Origin of the sequence: Streptomyces sp. NPDC090741 (assembly GCF_044769045.1) — a bacterium.
Classification (GTDB): domain Bacteria; phylum Actinomycetota; class Actinomycetes; order Streptomycetales; family Streptomycetaceae; genus Streptomyces.
On sequence record NZ_JBIVXF010000031.1, the window covers coordinates 1 to 23959 of the forward strand.

Genomic DNA, 23959 nt, shown 5'->3' on the forward strand with positions numbered 1-23959 from the left:
CCCGCGGAGCGGGTCCCTGAGCGCTGCGCGCTCAGGAGAGAACCGCCTCGCTGCGCTCGACGGGGCTCGGCTTCGCCGAGCCAGGGCCGGCCCTTCGGGCCGGAGTCCTGCGCTTCGCTTAGGACCTTGTTCGGCTTTCGCTTCGCTCCAGCCGAGGGGCCTGCTCCGCAGGCCTGGGTGACCCCGTTTCACGGGGTCCGGGCCTCCGGCCCGTTGGGCGGGTCCGCTCCGCTCCCCCACCCCGGGGTCCTTCCGGCTCCGCCTCCAGAACCATGGACCCGCTACGCGGGCCCAGCCAGCAGCAACATAGGCTGTACAAGCCGCGGCGGGGACGGTAGCGCAGAGGTAGACGCGCCCTCTTGTCAGGAGGGGATGACGCCGGTTCGAATCCGGCCCGCCCCCGCCGCGCGCTAAGCCTTCCAGCCCTGCCTCCAACTCCAGCATGGGCCCGCTCCGCGGGCAGCTAAGGGCGAGTCTGCACTGCCGGCCATGGAGCCGCACACCCTGACAGGTCTCCGGGTTTCGCTTCGCTCCACCCGGAGCTGACTTCGTTTCACTCGGTCTGCATCTACGGCGCGTTAGGCCGGCGCTTCGATTCGGCTCCTCCAGTGGATATCCGCAGGTGCCCTCGCCCCGGTCAACGGGCCGCCCTACACTCTGATACGAGGGGGATGACATGGACTGGGACGAACCAAGGCCCATTGAAACCTGGGTGCTGGACAAGATCTTCGACCGAGCCGATGGCTGGAACATCCCAGCCGACGAGGTACCCATCCAACGGATAACGTCAGCCGCTGATGGGAACCCTAACTACCTGGTGACAATCGATGGAATTGAGATCGTCACCTGGGAAGTCCACCGATGGTTAGACGTCGAGCGCAACGTGTCAGCCGGGCGCCTGGTTGCAAGAGTCCAGTTCAACAATATTACGATCCGCAACACCCACGCCTTGCTGACCGACACCTACAACTGGAACGGCCTGCCAGCATTTGGGGTCAGCCCCGAAGGCCAACCCAGCCTACATACCGGCTTCCCCATCGCCCCCGGGTTTCCCGTCGATCTCGCCCGAAAGCAGCTCAAAGTCTGCATGGGCCTGCTCGCCATCCAAAGCAGGGACCTTCTCACCGCCTGGAACCGGAACGCCACGACGCCCCAACAGACCATCGACTGGACCAGGGCCGAAGGCGTCGCATCCATAGCCGCAACACTCCTGCGCGCCTTTCTGGGCCCCTGACGCAACATCTCAGCGCAAACAGCATCCGGAGCGGAAGCGGCCACGTCTCACCGGACCAGCCTCCGACCCGTTGGGCGGGGCCGCTCCGCTCCCCCACCCAGGCTCCTTCCAGCTCCGCCTCCAGGAACAGGCCCGCCCGGCTTCCTGCTGGGCTAGCGGTGACCGGAGGCCGCATATTCGAGGTCGATTGGCCTGGTGGGTGGCCTCAGCTCGTTTCCATGCCGGAGCCGCCCGTGCTGCTTGTACTGCTCGTACCGGAGGTACCGCGTGTGGTGTCGGATACGGTTGAGATGATCTCCGGGTGGCTGGAGGAAACGCCCGCAGGTCCGTCGGGGAGTACGCCCGGCTGAGCCGTTTCATCGGCAGGACTGTAGCCCTCTCTGATCTGCTCCTGATCACCGACCCGACCTGGGGAAAGCCAGGTCGATACCTCGGAGTTCACACCGGTGGGGGCGGTTTCCTGCCCTGCGTCGTTCTCGCTCTGACTCATCATGTACCTCCGTTGTCCGAGTTCGCGAGAATTTCAAAGAAGTCGATATCAGCGCACTTGACATAGATCCCCATGGATCGAGCCACCTCGGAACTGAAGCCGCCATCGCTCCTCATTCGATAAGACCGCTCCAGAAACAGCTCTGGAGGATGAGGAAAGGAAGTGGCATACGATTTCGCCCCATACCACCCACCAATCCAGGAACCGTCTTTCAGGCGGACACGCACGAACGACGGCGGGCAGTCACGGAACGCATGGTCCCAAGCAGTCGGCGTGCTGCGATAGCTACCCCGAAGTCTGCGGCGTTCCAACTCGGAGAACCCCCACGCGACTCCAGCGGGAACGGCGAAGACCAGTCCCAGAACCAGGGCAGCAGCCGACCGGGGATGCTGACGCAGGCCATCCCACCCCTGCCCGATATCGAACAAGCTGATTAATTGCGGGCCGATCATCAAAACGTAAAGCGCATCCAGCACAACGGATGCGATCAGCGCTCGCAGCACTCGCTGGGCAATGTCCTGCTCACCTGGTGTCGACCCACGCCGACGTTCCCGAAGGAGTTGGTACGTCACCCCGGGGGCGACAAACAGGACAATCAATGCCAGTTGAACAAGGGTGGCCGGAGCCCCTCCCATAAGCCTCCTCCCTCCAACTTCCCTTGCAGTCCAGCCTACTTGAGCCCAGTCGGCCGACGCGGAACATCCACCACCTCGTACGGCCCGGCTCCTCACGCCTCCGGCCCGCTCCAGGACCTGCATCATTGATGCAGCATGTAGCATTGGAGAAAATAGAGGGTTTCCGATGTGCACCGAATGAAGCGGTCATCTCACCATCAGGGCAGCAACGACGCTGGTAGGAGCGACACTCTTCCATGATCAAGCTCCGAGAACACCAGGTTCAGGCGAATTCACGTATTAGAAGCTGGGCGGGATTCCCTGCACGCAACACGGTACCGGCAGAGGGTGCTCGTGCCACCGTCGTGTCAGCGACCGGCTCAGGGAAAACGATCACCGCCGCCACGGCCGCACTGGAGTGCTTCCGGGACAGCCGGATCCTCGTCACGGCCCCCACCCTGGACCTCCTCGTGCAGACCGCCCAGGCATGGCGCCGGGTCGGCCACCGGGCGCCCATGGTGGCAGTCTGCTCCCTGGAGAAAGACGACGTCCTGGAGCAGCTCGCCGTGCGCACCACGACCAACCCGATCCAGCTGGCACTGTGGGCCGGGTCCGGGCCGGTCGTCGTGTTCGCCACGTACGCCTCCCTCGTGGACCGCGATGATCCTGGGGATGTGACGGGCCGGCGGAGGGTTCGGGGGCCTCTGGAAGCCGCGCTCGCGGGCGGGGAGCGGCTCTACGGGCAAGCCATGGACCACTTCGACTTCGCCGTGGTGGATGAAGCGCACGGCACGGCCGGGGACCTCGGCCGACCATGGTCGGCGATCCACGACAACGCCCGCATCCCGGTCGACTTCCGCCTCTACCTCACCGCCACCCCGCGGATCCTGGCCGCGGCGCGGCCGCAGAAGGGCAAAGACGGACACGGCCTGGAGATCGCCTCCATGGTCTCCGACCCGGACGGCCCCTATGGCGAGTGGATCTACGAGCTCGGACTGTCCGAGGCGATCACGCGCGAGATCCTCGCCGGATTCGAGATCGACGTCCTCGAGATCCGCGACCCATCCCCCGCCCTCGGGCTGTCCGAGGAAGCGCTGCGGGGACGGCGCCTCGCCCTGCTGCAGACGGCGCTCCTGGAGCACTCCGGCCGCCACAACCTCAAAACCGTCATGACGTTCCACCAGCGGGTGGAGGAAGCCGCCGCGTTCGCGGAGAAGATGCCCGAGACCGCCGCCGAGCTGTACGTCACCGAAGCATCCGACCAGGCCCTGGCCGAGGCTTCGAGGCTCCCGAAGTCGTCGATCGACGCCGAGTTCTACGAGCTCGAGGCCGGCCGCCACGTACCCCCGGACCGCGTGTGGTCCGCATGGCTGTGCGGCGACCACCTCGTCACCGAGCGGCGCGAGGTCATCCGCCAGTTCGCCAACGGCATCGGAGCCGACGGCAAGCGGGTCCACCGCGCCTTCCTCGCCTCCGTACGCGTCCTCGGCGAAGGCGTCGACATCGTCGGCGAACGCGGGGTGGAAGCAATCTGCTTCGCCGACACCCGCGGGTCGCAGGTCGAGATCGTCCAAAACATCGGACGGGCCCTGCGGCCGAACCCCGACGGCACCCAGAAGACCGCCCGGATCATCGTGCCCGTCTTCCTCCAGCCCGGCGAAAACCCCGACGACATGATCGCCTCCGCCTCGTACGCACCCCTCGTCGCCGTACTAGAGGGCCTACGCTCACACTCCGAACACATCGTCGAACAACTCGCGAACCGGGCCCTCACCAGCGGGCAGCGCACAACCCACCTCCGACGCGACAAGGAGGGCCGGATCATCGGGGCCAGCGGCGAAGGCGACGGCCAGGACCACGAGGGCAAGACCGAAGCCGCTACGGAATCAGCGCTGCTGCACTTCTCCACCCCGCGCGACGCCGCCACCATCGCCGCATTCCTGCGCACCCGCGTGTACCGGCCCGAGTCCCTGGTGTGGCTGGAGGGCTTCCAGGCGCTGCGCCGTTGGCGCGCCGAGAACGGGATCACCGGCTTGTACGCCGTCCCCTACGACACCGAGACCGAAGTCGGCATCACTGACGCCTTCCCCCTCGGCCGGTGGGTCCACCAGCAGCGCAAGGCCCTGCGTGCCGACGAACTGGAAGACCACCGCAAGGAACAGCTGGACAGCCAAGGGATGGTGTGGGAACCAGGCGAAGAAGCATGGGAAACCAAACTCGCCCTGCTCCGCTCCTACCGGCGCGCCCACGGCCACCTCGCACCCCGACAAGATGCCGTGTGGGGCGAGGACAGAGAACAGCTGGCCATCGGGCAGCTGATGGCCAACCTGCGGCGCACCGGCGGCCTCGGAAAAAACGAGACGACCGCCGAGACCCGGGCCGCACAGCTCACCGCGATCGACACCGACTGGAAATGCCCCTGGCCACTGGACTGGCAACGCCACTACCGCGCCCTCGCCGACCTCGCCGACACCGAAGCCAGCGGCATCCTGCCCGACATCCAGCCCGGCGTCCTCTTCGAAGGCGACGACCTCGGACGCTGGCTCCAACGACAGGCCAACTCATGGACAGAACTGTCCCAGGCGCAGCAGCACCGGCTGTCGAAAATCGGCGTGAAACCCGTCACGCGGCCCGCCCCGGCCCCGGCAACCAAGGGTGCAGCCGCGCCGGGGAAAGCGTCAGCAGCCTTCCAGCGGGGCGTAGCAGCCCTCGCCCAGTACATCGCCCGCGAAGGCCACCACCGCGTCCCCCGCGGCCACGCAGAACAGATCATGGTCGAAGGCGAGGACACCCCGGCGCTCGTGAAGCTGGGCGTGTGGACCACCAACACCAAAACCCGCCGCAACAAACTCACCCAAGACCAGCGCACCGCGCTCGCCGAGCTGGGCGTGGAGTGGGCGTAGTGAAGCCTGGTACGTGTCGAGGCACGTGTGAGCTGCACATGGGGGCGTAACGGGCGCATTGGCGTACAGCCCTGGAATTCAGCGGCAAACTGAGCCCTGGCAGCGTCAGAACGCTGGCCGCGCCAATCCTGGGAAGCCCTTCCCGATTCACGCATGATCACCGTGTGAGACGTTCACTGAAGTGGGCTGGACTGCTGTACGCGGTAGTGCTCGCGGGCGCTCTTGCCGTGTGCTCCGTCCTCCTTGGCGTGGACCGAGTGGAGGACGTGGGCAAGGTGGTCGGCGTGTTCGTCGCGCTGCTAGGGCTGCCCGCAGTGGTGATCGCCGCCGTGCGCCACAACACCAGCACAAGCGGACCGCCTCCTGCCCGGCTGGAGGACGTGGCCGACCAGCTGGCTCAAGGGATACGCCAGCAGTGGGAGAACGAGGAGCGGGTACGCCGCCTCAACGACCCCTACCCGCTGCCCCTGGAATGGGAGGCGGCCGAAGCGGATCTGGTCGAGTCGTGGCCGCTGCTCCTGGATCTCGCCGAGGCCGGGCCTGAGGACCCGCCGGGGGACGCGTCCGAGTGGGCGCTCGGCCCCGGCGTGCTGGCCGGCAAGTGGGATGAGATCCGCCAGGTCTTCGAGCGTGTTCCCACGCGCCGCCTGGTGGTCCTCGGTGAGCCAGGTGCCGGCAAGACCATGCTGCTCGTCCGTCTGCTTCTGACCCAGCTCGAACACCGCCCGCCCGGCGGCCCGGTGCCGGCCCTCTTCTCACTGGCCTCATGGGATCCAGCGCGACAGGACCTGCACGCGTGGATGACCGACCAACTCGCCCGGGACCATCCCGCCCTGTACGACGCGGCTCCCGCAAGACCCCCGCAGCCCAGTCCAGGTACCTGGGCGCGTGCCCTGGTTGAAGGCCGGCTCATCCTGCCCATCCTCGACGGGCTGGACGAACTCCCCGAAGCAGCCCGCCCCCGCGCCCTGCATGCCATCAACCAGGTACTACGCCCCGGGCGGCCGCTGGTGCTCTCCAGCCGCACCACCGAATACCGCAGCGCTCTGACCCCGCCCGCGGGCACCGGCCTGCTTCTGAACGGAGCCGCAGGTATCCGGCTCCTCCCGCTCGACGCCGCTCAGGCGGCTGCCTACCTGCTACGCGACGCCGGCGGCACCCACATCGCGGCCGCGGCCCGATGGGGCCGGGTCACCGCTTCCCTGGGCAGCGGCACCCCAGCCGCCCAGGCGCTGAGCACCCCACTGGGACTGTTCCTGGCTCGCAGCATCTACAACCCCCGCCCTGACGACGAGCACTCCGCCAGCCTCGCCCACCCAGACGAACTCCGCGACCAAACCCGCTTCCCCACCCGCCAGGATGTCGACGCCCACCTGTTCCGGATCTTCATCCCCGCCGCCTACAGCCCCCACCACCGCCAACCCAGCCCATGGACCAGCAAACAAGCCGAGCACACCCTCACCTTCCTCGCCCGCCACCTCGAACACACCCTCCACGGCACCCCCAACCTCGCCTGGTGGCAACTCCACAACGCTCTCCCGACATTGGCACTCGCCCTTATCCCCGGACTAGCGGTCGGACTCGCGTACGGCCTTATGTGTGTTCTCTACCTCGGCCCGGCATATGGAGTGACGGCAGGCGCGTGTCTGGCGGTGCTGCAAATAGTGCTGCTCATCTTTGATCCAAGACCCAGCCCAGCAGGCGGCGTCCGCTGGGGCTGGAAAGGCCACTCCTGGGTACGTGCGCTCACGCTTGTGGTTGCATTGGGGCTCCTGTGCGGCTTCCCGGGCATTGCCGCAGGCGGGCTTCTGAGTGGTCTGACATCACTACAGTCTGACCTGAACAAGGCGGTGGGACCCGGCGCGGTCCTGGCTCAGGACCGCCGTTCATTCTGGACCGTGGCCTTCGCAATCACGCTCACGTGTTGTCTCATCACGGCCACCGCCCTTTATCAGCTACTCGGACCGCCCATCATCGCCGCGCTTGTGGTCGGACTAGTATTTGGAATTCCATTCGGACTCGGAGGCGCTCAGCTAGGACGCGCCAAGTCCGTGTGGCTCGCCTTCCTGGTGGCACGTGTCGAACTAGCAGTACTCAGGCGTGTGCCCTGGCGATTCATGGCCTTCCTCGCCGACGCTCACGCACAGCGCGGCGTGCTGCGACAAGTTGGGGCGGTGTACCAGTTCCGCCACCTCGACCTCCAACGCCACCTCGCCGGACCCCCACCAAGACGTCGCGCATCCGCCCACCCCCCGTATCCCACGCGATGGCCGCCCCGGACGCCCGGCGGAGGGACTTCGTGATCGACTCCGCCGCTTCCAGTATGACCGTGATAGACCCATTGATCTTCCGCTCCTCCGGCCCTCAACGCCGGTTGAGCACCGCCTCGCCGCGGACGGCCGCTGGCCTTCACCATCACCGCGCCAGCCCGTGGCGGCGGCCTGACGGGCGGCCTCCTCTAGGCAAGGCCTGGAGGCCTGCCAGGGCGCGCCGTCGTCGAGCGGCTGCCCGACGGGACCGAGCACCGCACCTCGTTCTGGATCGGCAACCAGAAGGCCCGGCGCGCGGGGCCGAACTCGGCGTCAACGCGGCCGTAACGCCCCGCAGGCCGCGGGCTCTGGCGGCTGGACGGAACGGGCATGCGATGCCCCAGCACCGAAGCATTCGCCGGGCTCGGGACTGGGGCCGCCCCGTGACTGCCGGGCAATCACCCCGGCCGCCGTCGAAGTGACCGCCCCACAACAGGCCGGGTAACTGCGGCGGGTACGGGCGGATGCTGTGTACGGTCCCGGCTACGGGCGGGCGCTCGCAGCGGCGAGCGCAGGTGGATATCACGTGATTGCCAGGCCCGCTCCTGGCGCGCCCGGGCCGCCCGCTTGCCCGCGTCCGGTTCCGCGGACCGGACGTGCTCCGTCGTGGACCCGGCCGTAGGGTCTTCCTGCGGCCGTCGAGGAGGAGCGGCGCCGGGCAGCGGTTCCAGGCCGGTGAAGGCCGACACCGCGTCCGGAGCCTTCGCCAGCCGGCCTGCCTCCCACTGCGCGGCGACATCGGCATCGGCGAGGACTGCGTGGAGGATCTGCTCGACCTCGTGCACCACCGGCTCGCTCACCGCCTGCCCGGCCTCGGCGGCCAGAGCGCGCGCCGTACGCGCCAGCTCGCCGATGACCACGTGCTGATCATGCGACAGCTTCCGCAGCTGCCCCGCGTCCAGCGCCCGGTGCGCGGTACGGAGCGCCTCACCGAGCTGGACCAGGCCGTGCGCCTCCTCCGGCCGACGGCGGGCCAGCAGGCTGGCCGCCCACGCCTCGACCGTCGGCTTTCGCAATGCCGCAATCGCGGCGGCGAGCGGCTTGTCGCCCGCCTTGCGGGCCTTGGCCACGTGCTCGTCCCGGGCCGCGGTGAACTCGGACCCGCCGCAGCCCATACAACTCCACCGCCACCGAGTCCACATCCATGCCCGGAAGTCTCCCGCCCGCGCCCCCAACCCGGCCGACACCCTGGAGAACACCGCGCGTCGGCCAGTCCGGTCATCCCCGCGGCTGCGGCCCGCTTCCACCAAACCGGGGCACGTCGTCGACGGCCGCGTCCAGGCGCAGGCGCACGTAGCGGATCGGATGGCGGTAGACGCCGCCGCGGTCGATGGAGGTGTCGGCGCTGAACTCCGCGACGAGGTCGGGCCGGACGAGTGTGGTGTCTAGGACGTCGCGGGTGCCCCAGGCCGAGGAGAACCTCGCGCCCGTCCACGGATGGCCGGGGCCGGCCGAGGCGAGGTGCTCGGCGAGCTCGCGGGCAGCGTCGAGGCGCAGCGGGACGGTGCGGCCGACGGGGCGGAGGCGTCCGGTTGCATCGCGGCGGCCGAGGACGAGGAGTTGGGGGCGGGCGAGGGTGCCGGTGATGGCGCCGATGATCGCTTCGGTGGTGTCTCTGCGTCTGATCTTGGTCCAGGCGCGGTCGCGTGATCCGGGCCGGTAGCGCTGGTTCAGCTTCTTCAGGACGATGCCCTCGACGCCGGAGACGTCCGTCCAGTTCTCCAGCCACTCCCGGGCCTTGGCCGGATCGGTGGTCATCGGGCACAGCGTCCACGGCGAGGTCAGCTGCCGGGCCGCGAACAGCACCTCGAGCCTTCGGCGGCGCTCTGAGTAGGGCAGGGCCAGGAGCTCTGTGCCGTCGATCTGGAGGGCGTCGAAGGCGATGAAGAAGGCCGGGGTCCTCGCGGCGAGCGCAGCTGCGGTGCGGCCGCGGGCGGCGGCCCGGCGCTGGAGCGCTTCGAAGGACAGGCGTCCGGCTGCGGTGTCCCAGACAACGAGCTCGCCGTCGAGGACCAGGCCGTCGGGCAGCTGGGCGGCGGCCGCGACGAGATCAGGGAACCGGTCCTGGACCAGGGAGCCGCGCCGGGTCTGCAACAGGAATCGCCCGCCGGGGCCGGTAGGGGTGAAGAGGATCGTCCGGTGGCCGTCGTACTTCTGCTCCGCCGCGAAGCCGCTCGCCAGGACGCCGGCTCCGGGGAGGTACTCGGCGGCCTGGGCAAGCATCGGCTCGAAGGGCGGGGTAAGGACCACTCGGGATGGCCTCCTTCACCGCCGCTCCGCGCCTGGCACCACCAGCCTCCCCGGCCGGGCGCGCCCAGGCGCGACAGGTACGGCCACAAGGCCGCGTCGCGTCAGGCTCCCGGGTGCCCGGGTTTCTGCTGGGCCGCGACCACCAGGACTCTGCACTCCTGGCAGAGCGGGTTCCCACCGACTCCGTAACGCGCGCATGTTCGCTGGCTTCTCTGCACTTCACCCGATTGTGAGCGGGGATGAGGACACGGCGTTAGTGAGCCTAGTGCCCCGTTTCAGGCGGCTGCTCCGATGTCCCCACGGGGGTGACCGCCCTGGCGAACGCCCCTCCCTTCTGGCGGTTTTCCGGGTATCGGGGGCATCGCCTTCGGAATCGCGTCATGATCCTCATCGTGCCGGTTCGTTGGCGGGAGGGACCGGAATGTTTGAGACGGGGAGGCACGGCAGTGCGAGACCAGCTTCTCGGAGGTCGCTACCGGTTGGTGCGACAGCTCGGCGAGGGCGGTATGGGGCAAGTGTGGGAGGCGCTGGACGAGACGCTGTGCCGGCCCGTCGCGGTCAAGGTGATCTCCCTGCTCGCCGGCGGCGGAAGCCGCGGCAACGAGGCGCGCGCCAGGTTCCTGCGCGAGGCACGGATCACCGCCCGGCTGCAGCATCCCAACATCGTGACCATCCACGACCTCGGCGAAGCCGGCGCCGGGGACAGCAAGGCACCGTTCCTGGTGATGGAGCTGATCCGGGGCGAGGGCCCGGACGCGATGCTGCGCCGAGGCGCCGTCCCCTTACCGGACGCGGCCCGATGGGGCGCGCAGATATGCGACGCTCTGGCCGCCGCGCACGACATCGGAGTCATGCACCGGGACATCAAGCCGTCCAACATCCTTATCACTCCCTCCGGCCTGGTGAAGGTCCTCGATTTCGGTATCGCGAGGGCGGCCGACCCCTACGCGACCGCGGACCGCCTTACCCAGACAGGCTTCATCGTGGGCACGCCCGCGTACATGGCACCGGAACAGGCACGGGGCTTCCCGGAACCGCGCAGCGACCTGTATGCGCTCGGCTGTCTGCTCTTCGAGCTGATCACGGGCCGGCTGCCGTTCCAGGCTCCCGACAGCGTGGGCTACCTCTCGGCACACCTCACCCAGGAGCCGCCCACGCCCAGTTCGGTCTCCATCGGCATCCCATCCGCCTGGGACGACCTCCTGTTGACCCTGCTGCACAAGGACCCCGACGACCGGTACGCGAACGCCGCCGACCTTTCCCGGGCACTGCGACAACTCGACCACGCACCCGAGCACGCGCCGCCGGCGGCCGACAGCACCCGCCTCCCCACAACGCCCGGCACGACTCCGCTACCGCCACTGGTTTCCACCCCAGGCGCGAACAAGGTCCCCGTGCGGCCGGGTGCGGCATCAGCGAATACCCCGACATACCGTCGCTTACTGCTTGTGGGCATGGACATCGCGACGCGGTTCGTCCTCCCCGCAGGCCTGTTCTTGCTCTACAACTGGCTGATCCCTTCCGAGGGCAGATTCGGTATCACCCTCTCTCTGGGAGTCATCTGGGTGTTGACAGCAGTGCTCACATCGCGCTCCAGAAGGCTTACGCGCTGGATGGGGTACGCGCCCGCGGCGCTCGTCGCGGGGGTCCTCGTGGTGGATGCGATCAAAAAGCAGGGTTCGTGGTATGGGGATGGCTGGAAGGACGGCATCCTGTACGACAGCCCCTACACGCTCCAGCTGCTCTACTACGCGGTGTGTGTCCTGACCATCGGAACGTACTGCTACCGCGACGACAAAACCCGGCGAGCCCGGTCGGAGCATGACGCGTCCAACACCGTTGAAGCTTCGACGCTATGACGGCCGGGTGAGCCGGACTATAACGCCCAGCCGAACGGGTAGCGGGCCGGGCATCTCAGGACTGCTCCTTGTACAGGCTCCACATCGCCCTGCCCAACGACCCAAGAACGGTGCAGTTAACAAGTCAGCGCCGGCACGGTCCGGCCTGGTCGGGATTCCAGGTCGCGATTCCCGGACGCGGAGCGGGGGCGGGGGTAGTCATGAGCGGGTCCCTCTCGAGGGTGGTGTACCCAGCCGGCCGCCCGTGGCGGCGAGTGCGGCGGGTCGGATGGTTCCGGGTCCGTAGCGGGCTCGGGCTCGGTCGGTGACGGCCTCGATCGCGCGGGCTCGGTCGTCGGTGGGGTCGAGGGTGAGCTGCTCGGTGGCTTCTGCCGCGGGCCGGAGGTCTTGTGCGCGCAGGCTGATGGAGCGGACGCGGGCGCGCTGGAGGCCGAGGAGGTCGTACAGCTCGTAGGCGGTGGTGGCGAGTGGGCGGGTGTGGGCGGTGGGTTCGGGCAGCGTACGGCTACGGCTGCTGGTGGAGCGGTCGGCGTACCGAACGGACAGGGCGAGGTTCCCCGCCGCCTGGTGCGCGTCGCAGAGCCGGGCACCGAGCTCCTCGGCAAGCTCCAGCAAGCTCCGCCGGTGCTCCACCAGGTCCAGAACATCGTGGTCGTAGCCGCGCTCTACTCCCATCGACTTCGCGATCGGCTGGGGCTGGACGGTGCGCGGGTCCTGGCCGAGGGCGTGGGCGCGGAGGGTGCGGCCGGTGGCGGCGCCGAAGATCCGGGTCAACGCGGGCAGGGGTGCGTCGGCGAGGTCGCCGATGGTGTGCAGCCCGTACGTACGCAGCTTGGCCGCGGTGGCGGGGCCGACGCCGTAAAGAGCTGCGACCGGTCGCGGCCGCAGCCACGCCCGGACCTCGTCGGCCTCGATGAGGGTGGTGGCGCCGGGCGCGGTCACCGCGGCCGCCATCGTGGCCAGCATCCGGGTCGGGGCGATCGCGCACGTGGTCTGCACCCCGTACAGGGCCATCGTCCGCATCCGCAGGAGCGCGGCTAGGCCCTCCGGATCACGCTGCCAGTAGCGCAGCGAGCCAGTGATATCGAGGTGCGCGGCGTCCGGCGGGATGGCCTGGACGCGGGGGGTGAGGCCCTCGGCGAGTGTGAGGAGCTGCTCGTACAGGTCCTGGCTGGCACCCGGTGGGAGGTGGAAGCAGGCGTGGAGCACGCGTCGCTCGGTCATGTTGATCACCCCGCCGATCCGGGGCTCGTGTAGCCGAGCGACTTGAGGTCGGCGGCCCGTGTGCCGGCGGGCTGGAGGTCCGCGTACGGGTGCAGGCGGGCTCCGCTGGTCCCGTTGGCGAGGGTCCGCGACGGCGGGGCCTGCGCGGGGGTGGGGGCGAGATGCTCCTGGCCGAGGAGGGCGAGTACGGCTTCGGGGCCGTGGTCGCGGCGGGCGGCGGCGAGTTCGTCGAGGTTCCAGACCGTCTGGCCGACGACGGTGCGGCGCGGGCCGCGGGCTTCCACGGTGCCGCGGACGAGGAGGAGTCCGCAGTGGAAGACGGTGTGGGCGACAGCGTCGTGGCTGTCTTCGAAGAAGGCGATGTCCAGGAGCCCGAAGCCGTCCTCCAGCGTCACGAAGATGACGCGTTTGCCCGAGGGGATCGGGGGTGTCTGGGTGGAGGCGCGTACGCCGGCGACGAGGACCTGCTGCCCGGGGTGCATGGCTTTGAGGTGGGCGGAGTCGGTGGCGCCGATCTCGCGCAGCAGCCGGTGGTGGTGGGTCATCAGGTGCTGGGACACGTCGATGCGCACGATGCTCAGTTCCGCGTCGAGTGTCTCGCGGCTGGTCATCTCGGGAAGCCCCGAAGGTTCGGCGGTGACGAGTTCGCCGTCGAGGGGCAGTTGCCCGGTGGCGGGCCGGGCCAGGGTGTGGCGGTGGAGCTCGGAGACCTGGAGGAGGAGGTCGCGGCGGGTGAGCGGTCCTCGTAGCGGGTCGAGGGCGCCGATCTGGATGAGACGCTCGGCGATCGGCAGGGCGGGGCGGGCCCGCTGCCACAGGTCTTGGAGGCCGTTGTAGGGCTGGCCGACGGCGATCCGGGCGACCTGGTCCTCAGCGATCCCCTTCACCGAGGCCAGCGACATCCGCACCGCCCACACGCCGGAGTCGGTCTGCTCGATGCGGTAGTCGGCTCGGGAGCGGTTGATGTCGACGGGCAGGACGGGGACGCCGTGGCGGCGGGCGTCGGAGATGATCACGCGGGCCGGCCACATCCCGGGGTCGTGCTCCAGCAGTCCGGCGTAGAGGGCCGCGGGGTGGTGGGCCTTGAGCCAGGCGGACTGGAGTGCGGGGACGGCGAAGGCGACGGCGTGTGCGCGGCAGAAGCCGTACGCGCCGAACGAGGCGACGATCTCCCAGACCTCGTTGAGGACCGCGGCGGTGTAGCCGCGGGCGCCTGCCTCCTGCCTGAACCAGGCCTCCACCCGGGGCAGTCGGTCCGGGTCGGCGAGGGCTCGGCGGGCGAGGTCGCCGAGCGCGCGGTCGCAGCCGGTCAGGATCGACAGCATGCCGATGATCTGTTCGTGCCAGATGGTCACGCCGTAGGTGTCGGCGAGGACGGGTTCGAGGTCGGGGTGGGGGTAGTGGGGAGCGGCGCCGTGGCGGGCGGCGATGTAGAGGGCGGGCATGCCGCCCTTGACCGGGCCCGGCCGGAACAGGCTGATGTCGGCGATGACGTCCTGGACGTCACGTGGCTGGAGTCGGCCGACCAAGTCCTGCTGGCCAGGGCTCTCCAGCTGGAACATGCCCACCGTGTCCGACGCCCTGATCAGGTCGAAGGCGTCCGGGTCGCCGAGTGGGACGTGGTCGGGGTTGTCGAGGTCGAGTTGGCGGCCGGTGGTGCGGCGGATCTCGGCGACGGCGTGCGCCATCGCCGACTGCATCCGCACGCCCAGGACGTCCAGCTTCACCAGCCCGAGGTCCTCGACGTCGTGCTTGTCGGCCTGGACCATGGGGTACTGGCCGCCCGGGGTCGGCTGGACTGGGAGCCGGTCGAGGAGGGAGGCGTTGGGAGATGATGACGCCGCAGGGGTGCATGGCGTAGCCGCGCGGCAGGGCGTCCAGGCCCTCGGCGAGCTCCCACAGCGGCCCGTACGAGTCGGCCTCCGCGGCGAGCCGCTTGAGCTCGGGCAGGGTGGTGAGGGCGTCGCGGATGTCGCAGGCCCGGATGTGCGGAAAGCTTTTGGCGACCATGTCGACGGCCTGCGGCGCCAGGCCGAGGGCGAGGCCCGTGTCCCGAAGGGCGTGGCGGGCCCGGTAGGTCTCCGGCACGAACTCGGTGACGCAGGAGCGGAGCTCGGGGTGGGTGTAGCCGGCGGCGTGGAGGTGGCGGGCCTGGGCAGGGCCCGCGCCGAGGGTCATGACGGCGATGTGCTGGTGCGGGTACTGGCGCTCGGGGCCCCCGGTGGCGATGTATCCCCCGCCAACGTCCGGCTGTTCGCCAGCGGCAGCAAGAGTGAGGCGCTGCGGGGTCAGGCCGATGGCGAAGGCAAGGACGCCGTGTGCCGCCTCGTGGATCGCGGCGGAGTGCCACAGCACATCTTCCGGGAGCTTCGCCACGCACCACATGTCCGCCGGATGCCAGGGACTGGCGCCGGCATAGAGGGTGCTGGGCGTGAGGCTGCGGATGCGGTCGTGGACCTGGCGGTGGATCGCGTCGAGGCGCGGGCCGTCCAGATCGGTAAACTCCTGGAGGGACCTGGGCGCCCGCTCCATGGTCCGTGTCCGCCGAGTACGGCGTCGCCGAGCTTGGTCCAGGTGATGTGTCGGGCATCGTGGGACTGCGCGACGAGCGTGAGCCGGGTCACCGGCAGCGTCACCGGCCCGACGGGGAGATCGGAGAGCAGCGCCTTCATCGCCAGGCGGTCCGGCCGCACCTCCCCGGCGACGCCGTAGGCGAGCGAGGCATGAGGGAAGTACACCGGGGGCCGGAGCGGAAAGCGGGCGCCGGTGACCTCGGCGTCGATCCGGGTCGTCAGCTCCCACAGCCGCCGGGCCGACTCCCCCGGATGCGCCGACAGTTCGAGAGCGACCCGGCCGGCCTCTGGGCGTCCGTAGGCCAGTTCGAACGGCGCGATGGCAGCGGCCTCCACACGGACACGGGCGAGGACCGTGTCGAGCTCCCCCGTCCGGTACTCCGCTACCGGCCCGCCGCGCATCACTGTGGTGTGCACCCAGCGCGCCTGCACGGCGGCCAGGCCCGGCTGGTCGGTCAGCTTCCTGTTGTAGGTTCACATTCCTCGTGGCCCTTCGCGCTGTCCTGGCCTGTGGTTCTTTGATTTATCTCAGTCGAGGCCAACAGGGAATTGCCTCATGTTCTTGGCCTCTGTTCGCCGGTCCAGAGGGTCAGTAGCGGCACCTCTACTGCGGCGACACTCCGGGACTGGGGCTTGCCTCAAGGCGACCGGCGTACGGCCTCGCAGTCGGCGTCGCCACGCAGCGTGCGGATCGCTGCGGCGATCGGGTGTCTCGGCAGTGTGGCGTCAGCCCGTTTCGGTGTCTGTCCCTTGTCATGGACAAGGTGAGGGGCAATACGCGTGGTGGATGGTTAAGTCGGATCGCGCACAGGCGCGCGGCCAGACAACGGCGCCGCAGCCGCGGTGCGGGCACGCACAGTCCCAGCAGCTTCGGTCGGTCTCAATGGCTAGTGCTCACGGCGGCCACCCTGCCCGGCCTGGCCGCAGTGGTGGCGCTGCTGTTCACCTGGAGGGAAGTACGGGTCGCCGAACAGGGACAGCTCACCAGCCGGTTCAATGACGCGATCACCAACCTCGGGTCGCAGTCGTTGGACGTGCGCTTCGGGGGTATTTACGCGCTGGAGCGCATCATGCAGGACTCACCTCGCGATCAGCCCAGGATCGTCTCGGTCCTGTCGGCATACGTACGACGCCACGCACCCGTTCCGGCAAGCGGCTTCGCGAAGGAGGACACCGAGGAGACACTCAAGCGCCGCTCGTCCACTGACGTGGCGGCCGTAATGAACGTGCTGGCCCACCGCCCACCCCGCTACGACAGAGGTGCGCAGCTCGACTGGAACCGATCAGACCTCCGGGGCCTGACGCTGGGCACCTGGGAACTCAGAGACATTGCAAAACTCCCCAAGGGCGGCGAACTTCCCAGCACCCGTTCCTCATTCAGCTACGCGAACATGGAAGGTGCAGACCTGCGCGGCGCAGCGCTCCCGGGAGTAGACCTGCGCGGCGCGTTCGCCAGCGGGGCCAACCTGAGCGGAGCAACACTCCTGCGCACAAGCCTGACCGGTGCCCACCTGGACGGAGCAGACCTGACCCGCGCGAATCTTCTTGATACGGATCTGACCGGTGCAGATCTCAGCAACACGGCCTTGCACGACGCTGTACTGGGGGCAACCGAGTTTGTCGAGGGCGGCTGCCGCACGAGTGGCTGCAGGCTGGTCGCGCCATTCCCCACCAAGCCGTCCAATCTCACCAATGCGGTGCTCTGGGGTGCGGATCTCAAAGGTGCAAGCCTTACGGGAACGAACCTGACCGGGGCGATCCTGGTTGATGCCAACCTGACGGGCACGTACTTGGCCGGAGCGAATCTGCACGGCGCGAAGCTCAGCGCAGACGACAAGTCCCTGCTCGAAATCATCGCTGGCGCCATCAGAGGCAGCGCGAATCTGGCGAACGCCAACCTGACCGGCGCCGACCTAACGGACGCTGACTTGCGCGGTGTGAACCTGACCGCAGCAAACCTCACCAACGCCGATCTGCGAGGGGCACAGCTGACCGGAGCCAAGCTCACCAGAGCCAAGATCAACGGGGCGCGCGGACTACCGCCCTCACCTGACCCGGACTGATCTGGTAGGCACCAGCCACATCACACCCCACGACCGAAGCAAACGCCGCCGCTCAGAGCTCAGTGCAGTGAGAATCTGCCGACGCCAATGAGATCGAGTGTGAATCCGCCGACTTCAACGCGACAGGCAAACGCATCCGTCTCATTTCGGTGGCCCATGGGCAAGACAGGGGCCACCCGAAATGAAAAGGGTCATTCATTTTGGGAACCTACACCTGTACGGGCCCGCCAACTGCTCCTCCACAGCCAGAGGGTCGTGAAGGATGTGCCAGTGGAGGTCAGCTTGCCCGACCGGCCAGGGTATGGCCCGGGTGAGGACCCCGGCGAAGAAGTCGTCCATGCACCGCACCGTACGAGGTGCGGCCTTGATGATGGGGCCGAACCCCGGAACCGGGCCGCCCTCCGGCCATTGCCCGTGGCATCTCGGAGCAGACCTCTTCCTCTCGGCTATCGCGTGAGAAAGAGGTGTCATTTTCAGGGACGGGCAAGGCAGTGGAGTTCGACGTGGAGAGCGGCCGCCTGGACGTCGTCCCCGACGCCCCGGCCTGCGGCACGCAACTGCGCTGGAGCGCGCCGAAGCTGATCGCGGCGGCCAACAAGAAGGTGCCCGGCGCACACGTCCGCTCCCTGCACGTCCTGGCCCCCGCAGCCATGAAGACCGGCCCCGCCACGGCGGCCGCTGTGGCGGGGCCGCAGCCGGCCAGCGCCGCACCGGTGGAGCGCCGGACGCCGCCGGAGGGCTACCGCCGCGCGATCGAAGCACACCGCCCGGCTGCGCCCCAGTCCCGGGTGGACCCGCACATCGCGGAGGCGGTCGAGCGACAGAACCGGGCGATGCGCGAGCTGTCCCGCAGAGCGTTCCCCGAGCCCGACGGTATCCCCGCCGATGCGCCAGCCCCGATCGACCAAGCCCTCGTCCAGCGCCGCCGCCAGGCTGCGGCAACCGAGGCCGCTGCCCTGCACCGGGCCCGAGCCGAACGTGCCCAGCGGTCCGGGGCCGCAGTCATCCTTCCGCAGGCCGCTGCGCTGCGGTCAACGGCGTGACCGGCACCAGGGCGGCTGGGAAGGGGAAGCACGGACCCGCTGCGGCTGAATCCCTATGGATGCGAGGGCAGTTCACGCCCTGCCGCGAGGCCGGACCGGTGGCTATGCTGCCGCGCGAAGACCGGAATCCCCAAGACCTCACTCCACCGCTACCTTGCGGAGGCAGCCTCCGCCGCCGCGTCGTCCGGAGACTCATAATGACCTTGGCTCCTGACCCGCAGCAGGTCGCGGCCGGGGCAGGAATGTTCGAGACGGGGGAGGCGTAGCAGTGCGAGACCAGCTCCTTGGGGGCCGTTACCGGCCGGTGCGACAGCTCGGCGAAGGCGGAATGGGCCAGGTATTTGAGGCACAGGACGAAACGCTGGGTCGGCCTGTCGCAATCAAGGTGATCTCCCTGCTCGCAGGTGGCGGAAGCCGTGGCGACGAGGCACGCGCCAGGTTCCTCCGCGAGGCACGGATCACCGCCCGCTTGCAGCACCCCAACATCGTGACCATCCACGACCTCGGCGAGACCGACACAGGGGACAACAAGGTCCCGTTCCTGGTGATGGAGCTGGTGCGAGGCGAGGGCCTGGACGCAAAGCTACGCCGAGGCGTCGTCACCTTGCCGGACGCGGCCCGATGGGGCGCGCAGATAGCCGACGCACTTGCTGACGCGCACGACGCCGGAATCATGCACCGGGACATCAAGCCGTCCAACATCCTCATCACGCCTTCCGGCAACGTGAAGGTCCTCGACTTCGGCATTGCGAGGGCGGCCGACCCCTACGCGACCGCGGATCGCCTCACCCAGACCGGGTTCATCGTGGGCACCCCCCCGTACATGGCACCCGAACAAGCACGCGGCTTCCCAGAACCGCGCAGCGACCTGTACGCACTCGGCTGCCTGCTCTTCGAGCTGATCACAGGCCGGCTGCCATTCCAGGCACCCGACACCGTGGGCTACCTCTCGGCACACCTCACCCAGGAACCCCCCACCCCCAGCTCGGTGTCCATGGGCATCCCATCCGCCTGGGACGAACTCGTGCTGACCCTGCTGCAAAAGGACCCCGACCAGCGGTACCCGAACGCCGCCGACCTCGCCCAGGCCCTGCGGCAACTCGACCACGTACCTGAGCCCACGCCATCAACAGGCGAGTCCACCCCACCCCCCACCGTGCCAGCCATGACTCCGCTCCGGCATGTCTACGGCGACGCCCCGAGACGCATCGCGCTCGCCATGCACGCTCTGCTCGCCAAACGCACCACGGAAACCGTCACCCACCAGGCGACGCTGCTGGATCATCTCCCCAAGGTCGCTTCGCCTACGTCGCCGCCCCTGACGGACGTTGCCGAGAAAACCGCGCCGCAGAGGCGCCACGCCCTGTCACGGCGCGGGTTCGTCGCAGGAGCGCTCGGAGTGGCCGGCGCCGCAGCGGCCGGCGGCGGCGCCTGGAGCCTCTGGCCGGAAGCGGGCACGAAGAGCGACGCGCTGACCGGCGACTTCACCACCGGAATCGCGTTCAGCCGCGACGGCCGCACGCTTGTCTCGGTTCATCACGACATGCTCCGGCTCTGGGACGTGGACTCCCGAAAGCTACTGGCCAAGGCTGAGGGAGACCACGGCGACGAAGCCCGGCCGGTGGCTCACCCTGACGGCCACACGTTCGCCCTTACCGCCCGCAGTCGTGACCGCATCACCCTGCACGACATGCGCACCGGCGGCGTTGCGGACGCCGCGTACGGGTTCTCCAACCACAAAGACCTGTCGCACTACGCATTCGACCCCGACATCTCGTGCATCGCGATCAGCCCGAACGGCGCACTCATCGCCATCGGCACGGTCGTTGACGGCCCTGTGCTCGCGGACATCGCCAGCCGCAAAGTCGTCGCCCACCTGATCCCGGAGGAGCTCCCCGGCAACCGCGCGGTGCGAGGCGTGACCGAGATGGCGTTCAGCCCCGACGGCAACCGCCTCGCCATCGCAGGCGACATGGCTCCCCAGGACAAGGACTGGATCGCCATGGAGGAGTACGGCTGCGCGCTGTGGGATGTGGCCGAACGTCGCCCGCTGTTCAAACTCCTCGCCGAGGTGACCTATGCGGTGGCGTACAGCCCGGGCGGGGACGCCGTCGCCACCGCGGGGGAGACGGGCGTGCGGCTGTGGGACGCGGGCACCGGCGCCATGAAGGCAACGATCATCGGAGAGCGGACCAACGCGGTGGCGTTCAGCCCGGACGGCAAGACACTGCTGACCGGCGGGCTGACCGGCGCACGACTGTGGGACGTCGGCACCAGTCGCCTCACCCTCGCGCTGTCCGGCAACGAGTTCCACCGAGTGGCGTTCAGCCCCGACGGCAAGGCCGTCGCAAGCGCCGCGTATGAATGCCGTCTGTGGCGGCTCGATGACGTTTCACGCGATACCCGGTCGGCGACGCCACGGACGTGAGAGACCACAGGCCAACCCACGCGCAGCCGACTGTGGCCATCCGTGCAACCGACTAACTGATCGTTTCAGAATGACGTTCGTAGGCGGCGGAGACATATGAGGCTGCAGGCCAGTTCAAGCAGGCCCTGGTGGAGGTCGGCGCGTCGTTCGTAGCGGATGCGTAGTCGTTTGAACTGGTGCAGCCACGCGAAGGCGCGCTCGACCACCCAGCGCACTTTGCCCAAACCGGAACCGTGGGCGACGCCACGTCGGGCGATCATGGGTTTGATGCCGCGCTTCCACAGCAAGCGGCGGTACTTGTCGAAGTCATAGCCCCGGTCGGCATACAACCGTCGGGGCCTGTGGCGGGGGCGTCCGCGGAGCCCCCGAATCGTTGGAATGGCATCCAAGAGCGGCAGGAGCTGGGTGACGTCGTGTCGGTTGCCACCCGTGAGCGTAACCGCGAGCGGGGTTCCCCAGCGGTCGACGATCAGGTGGTGCTTGGAGCCAGAACGGGCACGGTCGACCGGTGAGGGGCCAACAAGATCCCCCCTTTGAGAGCCCGGATGTGCGATCCGTCCACGGAGCAGTCGTCCAGCTCCAGCAGACCCCCGCGTCGAAGCTCGGTCAGCAGCGCGGCATGCAGGCGCGACCAGACACCCGCCTCGGTCCAGTCCCGCAGCCGACGCCAGGCCGTCACACCGGAGCAGCCCACGGATTCCGTCGGAACGTCGCGCCAGGCGACACCGGCTCGCAGCACGTACAGCACGCCGGCGAGTGCCACTCGATCGGGAACGCGCAGGCGCCCGGGGTGGCGACGTCGTCGTTCGGGAGTGGGCGGCAGCAGCGGGGCCACGCGCTCCCACAGATCGTCCGGAACAAGATCAGTACGCACCCGGACACCTTGCCCACCGTAACCGCCAACGGCAAGACCCGCGGCTTGACTTGGCCCAGAAAGTGCCTGCGAGGTGGCGGCCGCGAGCCAGATCAGTTCAGCGACGGCGGGACCCAGGCGTGGTGACGCAGGATCATATGTATGGCGACCCGGGACGGTGTCAGTCGCATCGCCGTGTTCCGCAGGGTGACGGCCAGCGGGTGGGACAGTTGCTGACCCATTTTCCCGGCCTGCCGGGCGGCCACTGCGACGGCCTGGCTCCGTGGCCGGCGCTCGGCGTCGTAGCGGGCGAGCGCGGCCTCGACGGTGGACTCGGCATCGAGGGCGGCGCCCAGAGTGACCGCGTCCTCCAGGGCCTGGCAGGCGCCCTGTCCCAGGTTGGGGGTCATTGCATGGGCCGCGTCGCCGAGCAGCGCGATCCGACCGACCACGTATGAAGGGAGAGGCGTGCGGAGTTCGTTCACGTCGTGATGCAACACCGCCTCGGGCCGGGTCGCGTCGAGCAGCGCGGGGATCGGGGCGTGCCAGGTGTGGAATCGTCGGCGCAGTTCGGTCAGCGGGTCGGCGAACCGCGTACCGGCGGGGAGGCTGAGGACGGCGTGCCACTCGGCCCTCCCGTCCAGGAGAGCGATGTGTCCGAACTCCGCGCCCCGGCCCCAGGTCAGCTCGAAGTCGGTACGCAGATCGACCGCGTGCTCGGTGATCGCCCGCAACACCGTCGAGCCGCTGTGGACCGGGCCGGGGTGCTCTGGGAAGAGTTGGCCGCGGACTGTGCTGCCGATACCGTCGGCCGCCACTACCAGATCGGCCTCCAGGACCGTGGTGCTGTAGCCGACGTGAACCGTCTCCGGGCCGACCTGCTCGACCGTTGCCGCCTTGGAGCCGATCGCCAGTGCCCCGGCGGGCAATGCTTCGCGTAGCAGTCGGTGCAAGGTGGAACGGGGGATGCCCATGATCGGCGTGCCCACCGCCTTCTCCAGTGCCGCGCCGTCCATCCGGGCCAGCCAGCCACCCCGGGGCGTCCGGGTGCCGCCGCTGTACTGGCCTCGCGACGCGTCCCGAACCGCCCCGCCGACCCCGAGTTCGTCCAATGCCCGCAGGCCGTTGGCAGCCAATGAAATGCCTGCCCCCGCGTCCTCAAGCAGGGACGAACGCTCAAGGACCGTCACGTCCCAGCCAATGCGGTGCAGGCCGATTGCGGCGGCCAGCCCGCCAATTCCCCCTCCGACTACCACTGCTGTGTTGCCCACGGCGGAGCCTCCTTCTTCTACATTTGTAGAAACCGACTCTATCCCGAGTCTCTACGGGTGTAGAAAGGGGTCATGGCTTCGGATCGGCGCACCCTTCTTGCAGATGCAGCTCTCGACGTCCTCGCGGAGGAAGGGATGCGCTGCCTGACCCACCGTGCGGTCGACCGCAGAGCAGCCATGCCGCCCGGCACCACCTCGGCCTACTTCCGCACCCGCGCCGCTCTGCTGACCGGACTCGTCGTCCACCTGGTCCAACTCGACCAGGCGGAACTTCACACGACGGCCGACGAGCTTCCGCCCCTGCGTACCGTCGAGGAACTGGTGGACGGCATGGTGACGCTCACCCGACAGCGACTCACCGGCGAGGGCCGCCGGCGCTCGCTCGCCCGCCACGCGTGCACCGTCGAAAGCGTGCGCGACAAAGAGCTGCGCGAGATCCTCGTGCCCCGGGAGAACGCCGGGCGCGAGGCCGTCCGGCTGTTCCTCGTCAAGCACGGCGTAACCGACGTCGAGAACCGCACTCACACGCTGCTGACCTGCATCGACGGACTGATCTTCGACCGACTGGTGAACGGCGGCGAAGTACCGCGCGAAGCCCTCGAAGGACTGGTCGCCGCCGCGCTGCGTTAGGCCCCAGGCGTCCACGGTCCCGCTCGAAACAGCTGGCAGCCATAGCTGTCTCCGCCGCCTACGAACCTCATTCTGAAACGATCAGTTAGTCCGAGCTGCCTGCGGTACGGCCCATTACGGTGCGCAATCGCTCACCGCGACCGGCTAACCCCCTGCGGTCCACCTCCAGCGCTCAGCGCCAACGGGCTTGTAGGCCGTTCAGGCAGGGCATGGGG

At 68.8% G+C, this 23959-nt stretch carries 15 protein-coding genes, 1 tRNA gene and 1 pseudogene; 9 read left to right on the plus strand and 8 right to left on the minus strand.

What is annotated here, in order from left to right; all coding sequences use genetic code 11:
• Nucleotides 1-327 precede the first annotated feature (327 nt).
• Nucleotides 328-403, plus strand: a tRNA-Asp gene (locus ACIQU4_RS41290).
• 273 nt (nucleotides 404-676) lie between these two features.
• Nucleotides 677-1234 (plus strand): hypothetical protein, encoded by a 558-nt coding sequence (locus ACIQU4_RS41295; RefSeq protein WP_403742770.1) that lies wholly within the window; start codon nucleotides 677-679, stop codon nucleotides 1232-1234.
• 489 nt (nucleotides 1235-1723) lie between these two features.
• Here the strand turns inward: ACIQU4_RS41295 and ACIQU4_RS41300 are convergent, their stop codons facing one another.
• On the minus strand, nucleotides 1724-2359 hold the full coding sequence (locus ACIQU4_RS41300) for a DUF6338 family protein (protein WP_403742773.1): 636 nt from the start codon (nucleotides 2357-2359) through the stop codon (nucleotides 1724-1726).
• 236 nt (nucleotides 2360-2595) lie between these two features.
• Between ACIQU4_RS41300 and ACIQU4_RS41305 the strand changes: the two genes are divergently transcribed.
• Both ACIQU4_RS41305 and ACIQU4_RS41310 read left to right on the plus strand, forming a co-directional pair.
• On the plus strand, nucleotides 2596-5241 hold the full coding sequence (locus tag ACIQU4_RS41305) for a Helicase associated domain protein (protein ID WP_403742776.1): 2646 nt from the start codon (nucleotides 2596-2598) through the stop codon (nucleotides 5239-5241).
• Between the two features lie 164 nt (nucleotides 5242-5405).
• Complete coding sequence (locus tag ACIQU4_RS41310) at nucleotides 5406-7544, plus strand: NACHT domain-containing protein (protein WP_403742778.1); 2139 nt, start codon at nucleotides 5406-5408, stop codon at nucleotides 7542-7544.
• A 404-nt stretch (nucleotides 7545-7948) separates the two neighbouring features.
• Here ACIQU4_RS41310 and ACIQU4_RS41315 read toward each other — a convergent pair whose 3' ends face one another.
• Both ACIQU4_RS41315 and ACIQU4_RS41320 read right to left on the minus strand, forming a co-directional pair.
• A complete protein-coding gene (locus ACIQU4_RS41315; protein WP_403742780.1) occupies nucleotides 7949-8665 on the minus strand; it encodes a hypothetical protein in 717 nt (238 codons plus the stop codon).
• 103 nt (nucleotides 8666-8768) lie between these two features.
• Complete coding sequence (locus ACIQU4_RS41320) at nucleotides 8769-9800, minus strand: ATP-dependent DNA ligase (RefSeq protein ID WP_403742783.1); 1032 nt, start codon at nucleotides 9798-9800, stop codon at nucleotides 8769-8771.
• Between the two features lie 446 nt (nucleotides 9801-10246).
• On the opposite strand from ACIQU4_RS41320, the gene ACIQU4_RS41325 reads away from it, so the two are divergent.
• The gene (locus tag ACIQU4_RS41325; protein WP_403742785.1) at nucleotides 10247-11659 is read left to right on the plus strand and encodes a serine/threonine-protein kinase; all 1413 of its coding nucleotides are present in this window, start codon (nucleotides 10247-10249) and stop codon (nucleotides 11657-11659) included.
• 198 nt (nucleotides 11660-11857) lie between these two features.
• On the opposite strand, the gene ACIQU4_RS41330 is transcribed toward ACIQU4_RS41325, so the two are convergent.
• The 3 genes and pseudogenes from ACIQU4_RS41330 to ACIQU4_RS41340 form a co-directional block, all read right to left on the minus strand.
• Nucleotides 11858-12883: a DNA polymerase thumb domain-containing protein gene (locus tag ACIQU4_RS41330; protein WP_403742787.1), complete on the minus strand. Its 1026-nt coding sequence runs from the start codon at nucleotides 12881-12883 to the stop codon at nucleotides 11858-11860.
• Nucleotides 12884-12888: 5 nt separating this feature from the next.
• A pseudogene (locus tag ACIQU4_RS41335) lies at nucleotides 12889-14971 on the minus strand (DNA polymerase III subunit alpha); the annotation flags it as partial.
• Nucleotides 14972-15171: 200 nt separating this feature from the next.
• On the minus strand, nucleotides 15172-15915 hold the full coding sequence (locus tag ACIQU4_RS41340) for a 2'-5' RNA ligase family protein (protein WP_403742837.1): 744 nt from the start codon (nucleotides 15913-15915) through the stop codon (nucleotides 15172-15174).
• Between the two features lie 431 nt (nucleotides 15916-16346).
• Between ACIQU4_RS41340 and ACIQU4_RS41345 the strand changes: the two genes are divergently transcribed.
• From ACIQU4_RS41345 to ACIQU4_RS41355, 3 genes are all read left to right on the plus strand, one after another.
• On the plus strand, nucleotides 16347-17519 hold the full coding sequence (locus ACIQU4_RS41345) for a pentapeptide repeat-containing protein (protein ID WP_403742790.1): 1173 nt from the start codon (nucleotides 16347-16349) through the stop codon (nucleotides 17517-17519).
• Between the two features lie 464 nt (nucleotides 17520-17983).
• On the plus strand, nucleotides 17984-18562 hold the full coding sequence (locus tag ACIQU4_RS41350; protein WP_403742793.1) for a DUF721 domain-containing protein: 579 nt from the start codon (nucleotides 17984-17986) through the stop codon (nucleotides 18560-18562).
• Nucleotides 18563-18830: 268 nt separating this feature from the next.
• On the plus strand, nucleotides 18831-20990 hold the full coding sequence (locus ACIQU4_RS41355; protein WP_403742796.1) for a WD40 repeat domain-containing serine/threonine protein kinase: 2160 nt from the start codon (nucleotides 18831-18833) through the stop codon (nucleotides 20988-20990).
• 65 nt (nucleotides 20991-21055) lie between these two features.
• On the opposite strand, the gene ACIQU4_RS41360 is transcribed toward ACIQU4_RS41355, so the two are convergent.
• Both ACIQU4_RS41360 and ACIQU4_RS41365 read right to left on the minus strand, forming a co-directional pair.
• A protein-coding gene (locus ACIQU4_RS41360; protein ID WP_403742799.1) for an IS5 family transposase occupies nucleotides 21056-21864 on the minus strand; the annotation gives its coding sequence in 2 pieces (ribosomal slippage) (nucleotides 21056-21525 and nucleotides 21525-21864; 810 coding nt in all).
• 92 nt (nucleotides 21865-21956) lie between these two features.
• Nucleotides 21957-23114 (minus strand): FAD-dependent monooxygenase, encoded by a 1158-nt coding sequence (locus ACIQU4_RS41365; protein ID WP_403742801.1) that lies wholly within the window; start codon nucleotides 23112-23114, stop codon nucleotides 21957-21959.
• 72 nt (nucleotides 23115-23186) lie between these two features.
• On the opposite strand from ACIQU4_RS41365, the gene ACIQU4_RS41370 reads away from it, so the two are divergent.
• Entirely contained in the window at nucleotides 23187-23744 is a 558-nt protein-coding gene (locus ACIQU4_RS41370; RefSeq protein WP_403742804.1) for a TetR/AcrR family transcriptional regulator, read from the plus strand.
• Nucleotides 23745-23959 lie beyond the last annotated feature (215 nt).

Excerpts from the sequence above, each read along its gene's own strand:
- ACIQU4_RS41295 (WP_403742770.1), top strand. The coding sequence starts at position 677 with ATGGACTGGGACGAACCAAGGCCCATTGAAACCTGGGTGCTGGACAAG.
- ACIQU4_RS41300 (WP_403742773.1), bottom strand. The coding sequence starts at position 2,359 with ATGGGAGGGGCTCCGGCCACCCTTGTTCAACTGGCATTGATTGTCCTG.
- ACIQU4_RS41305 (WP_403742776.1), top strand. The coding sequence starts at position 2,596 with ATGATCAAGCTCCGAGAACACCAGGTTCAGGCGAATTCACGTATTAGA.
- ACIQU4_RS41315 (WP_403742780.1), bottom strand. The coding sequence starts at position 8,665 with ATGGGCTGCGGCGGGTCCGAGTTCACCGCGGCCCGGGACGAGCACGTG.
- ACIQU4_RS41330 (WP_403742787.1), bottom strand. The coding sequence starts at position 12,883 with ATGACCGAGCGACGCGTGCTCCACGCCTGCTTCCACCTCCCACCGGGT.
- ACIQU4_RS41370 (WP_403742804.1), top strand. The coding sequence starts at position 23,187 with ATGGCTTCGGATCGGCGCACCCTTCTTGCAGATGCAGCTCTCGACGTC.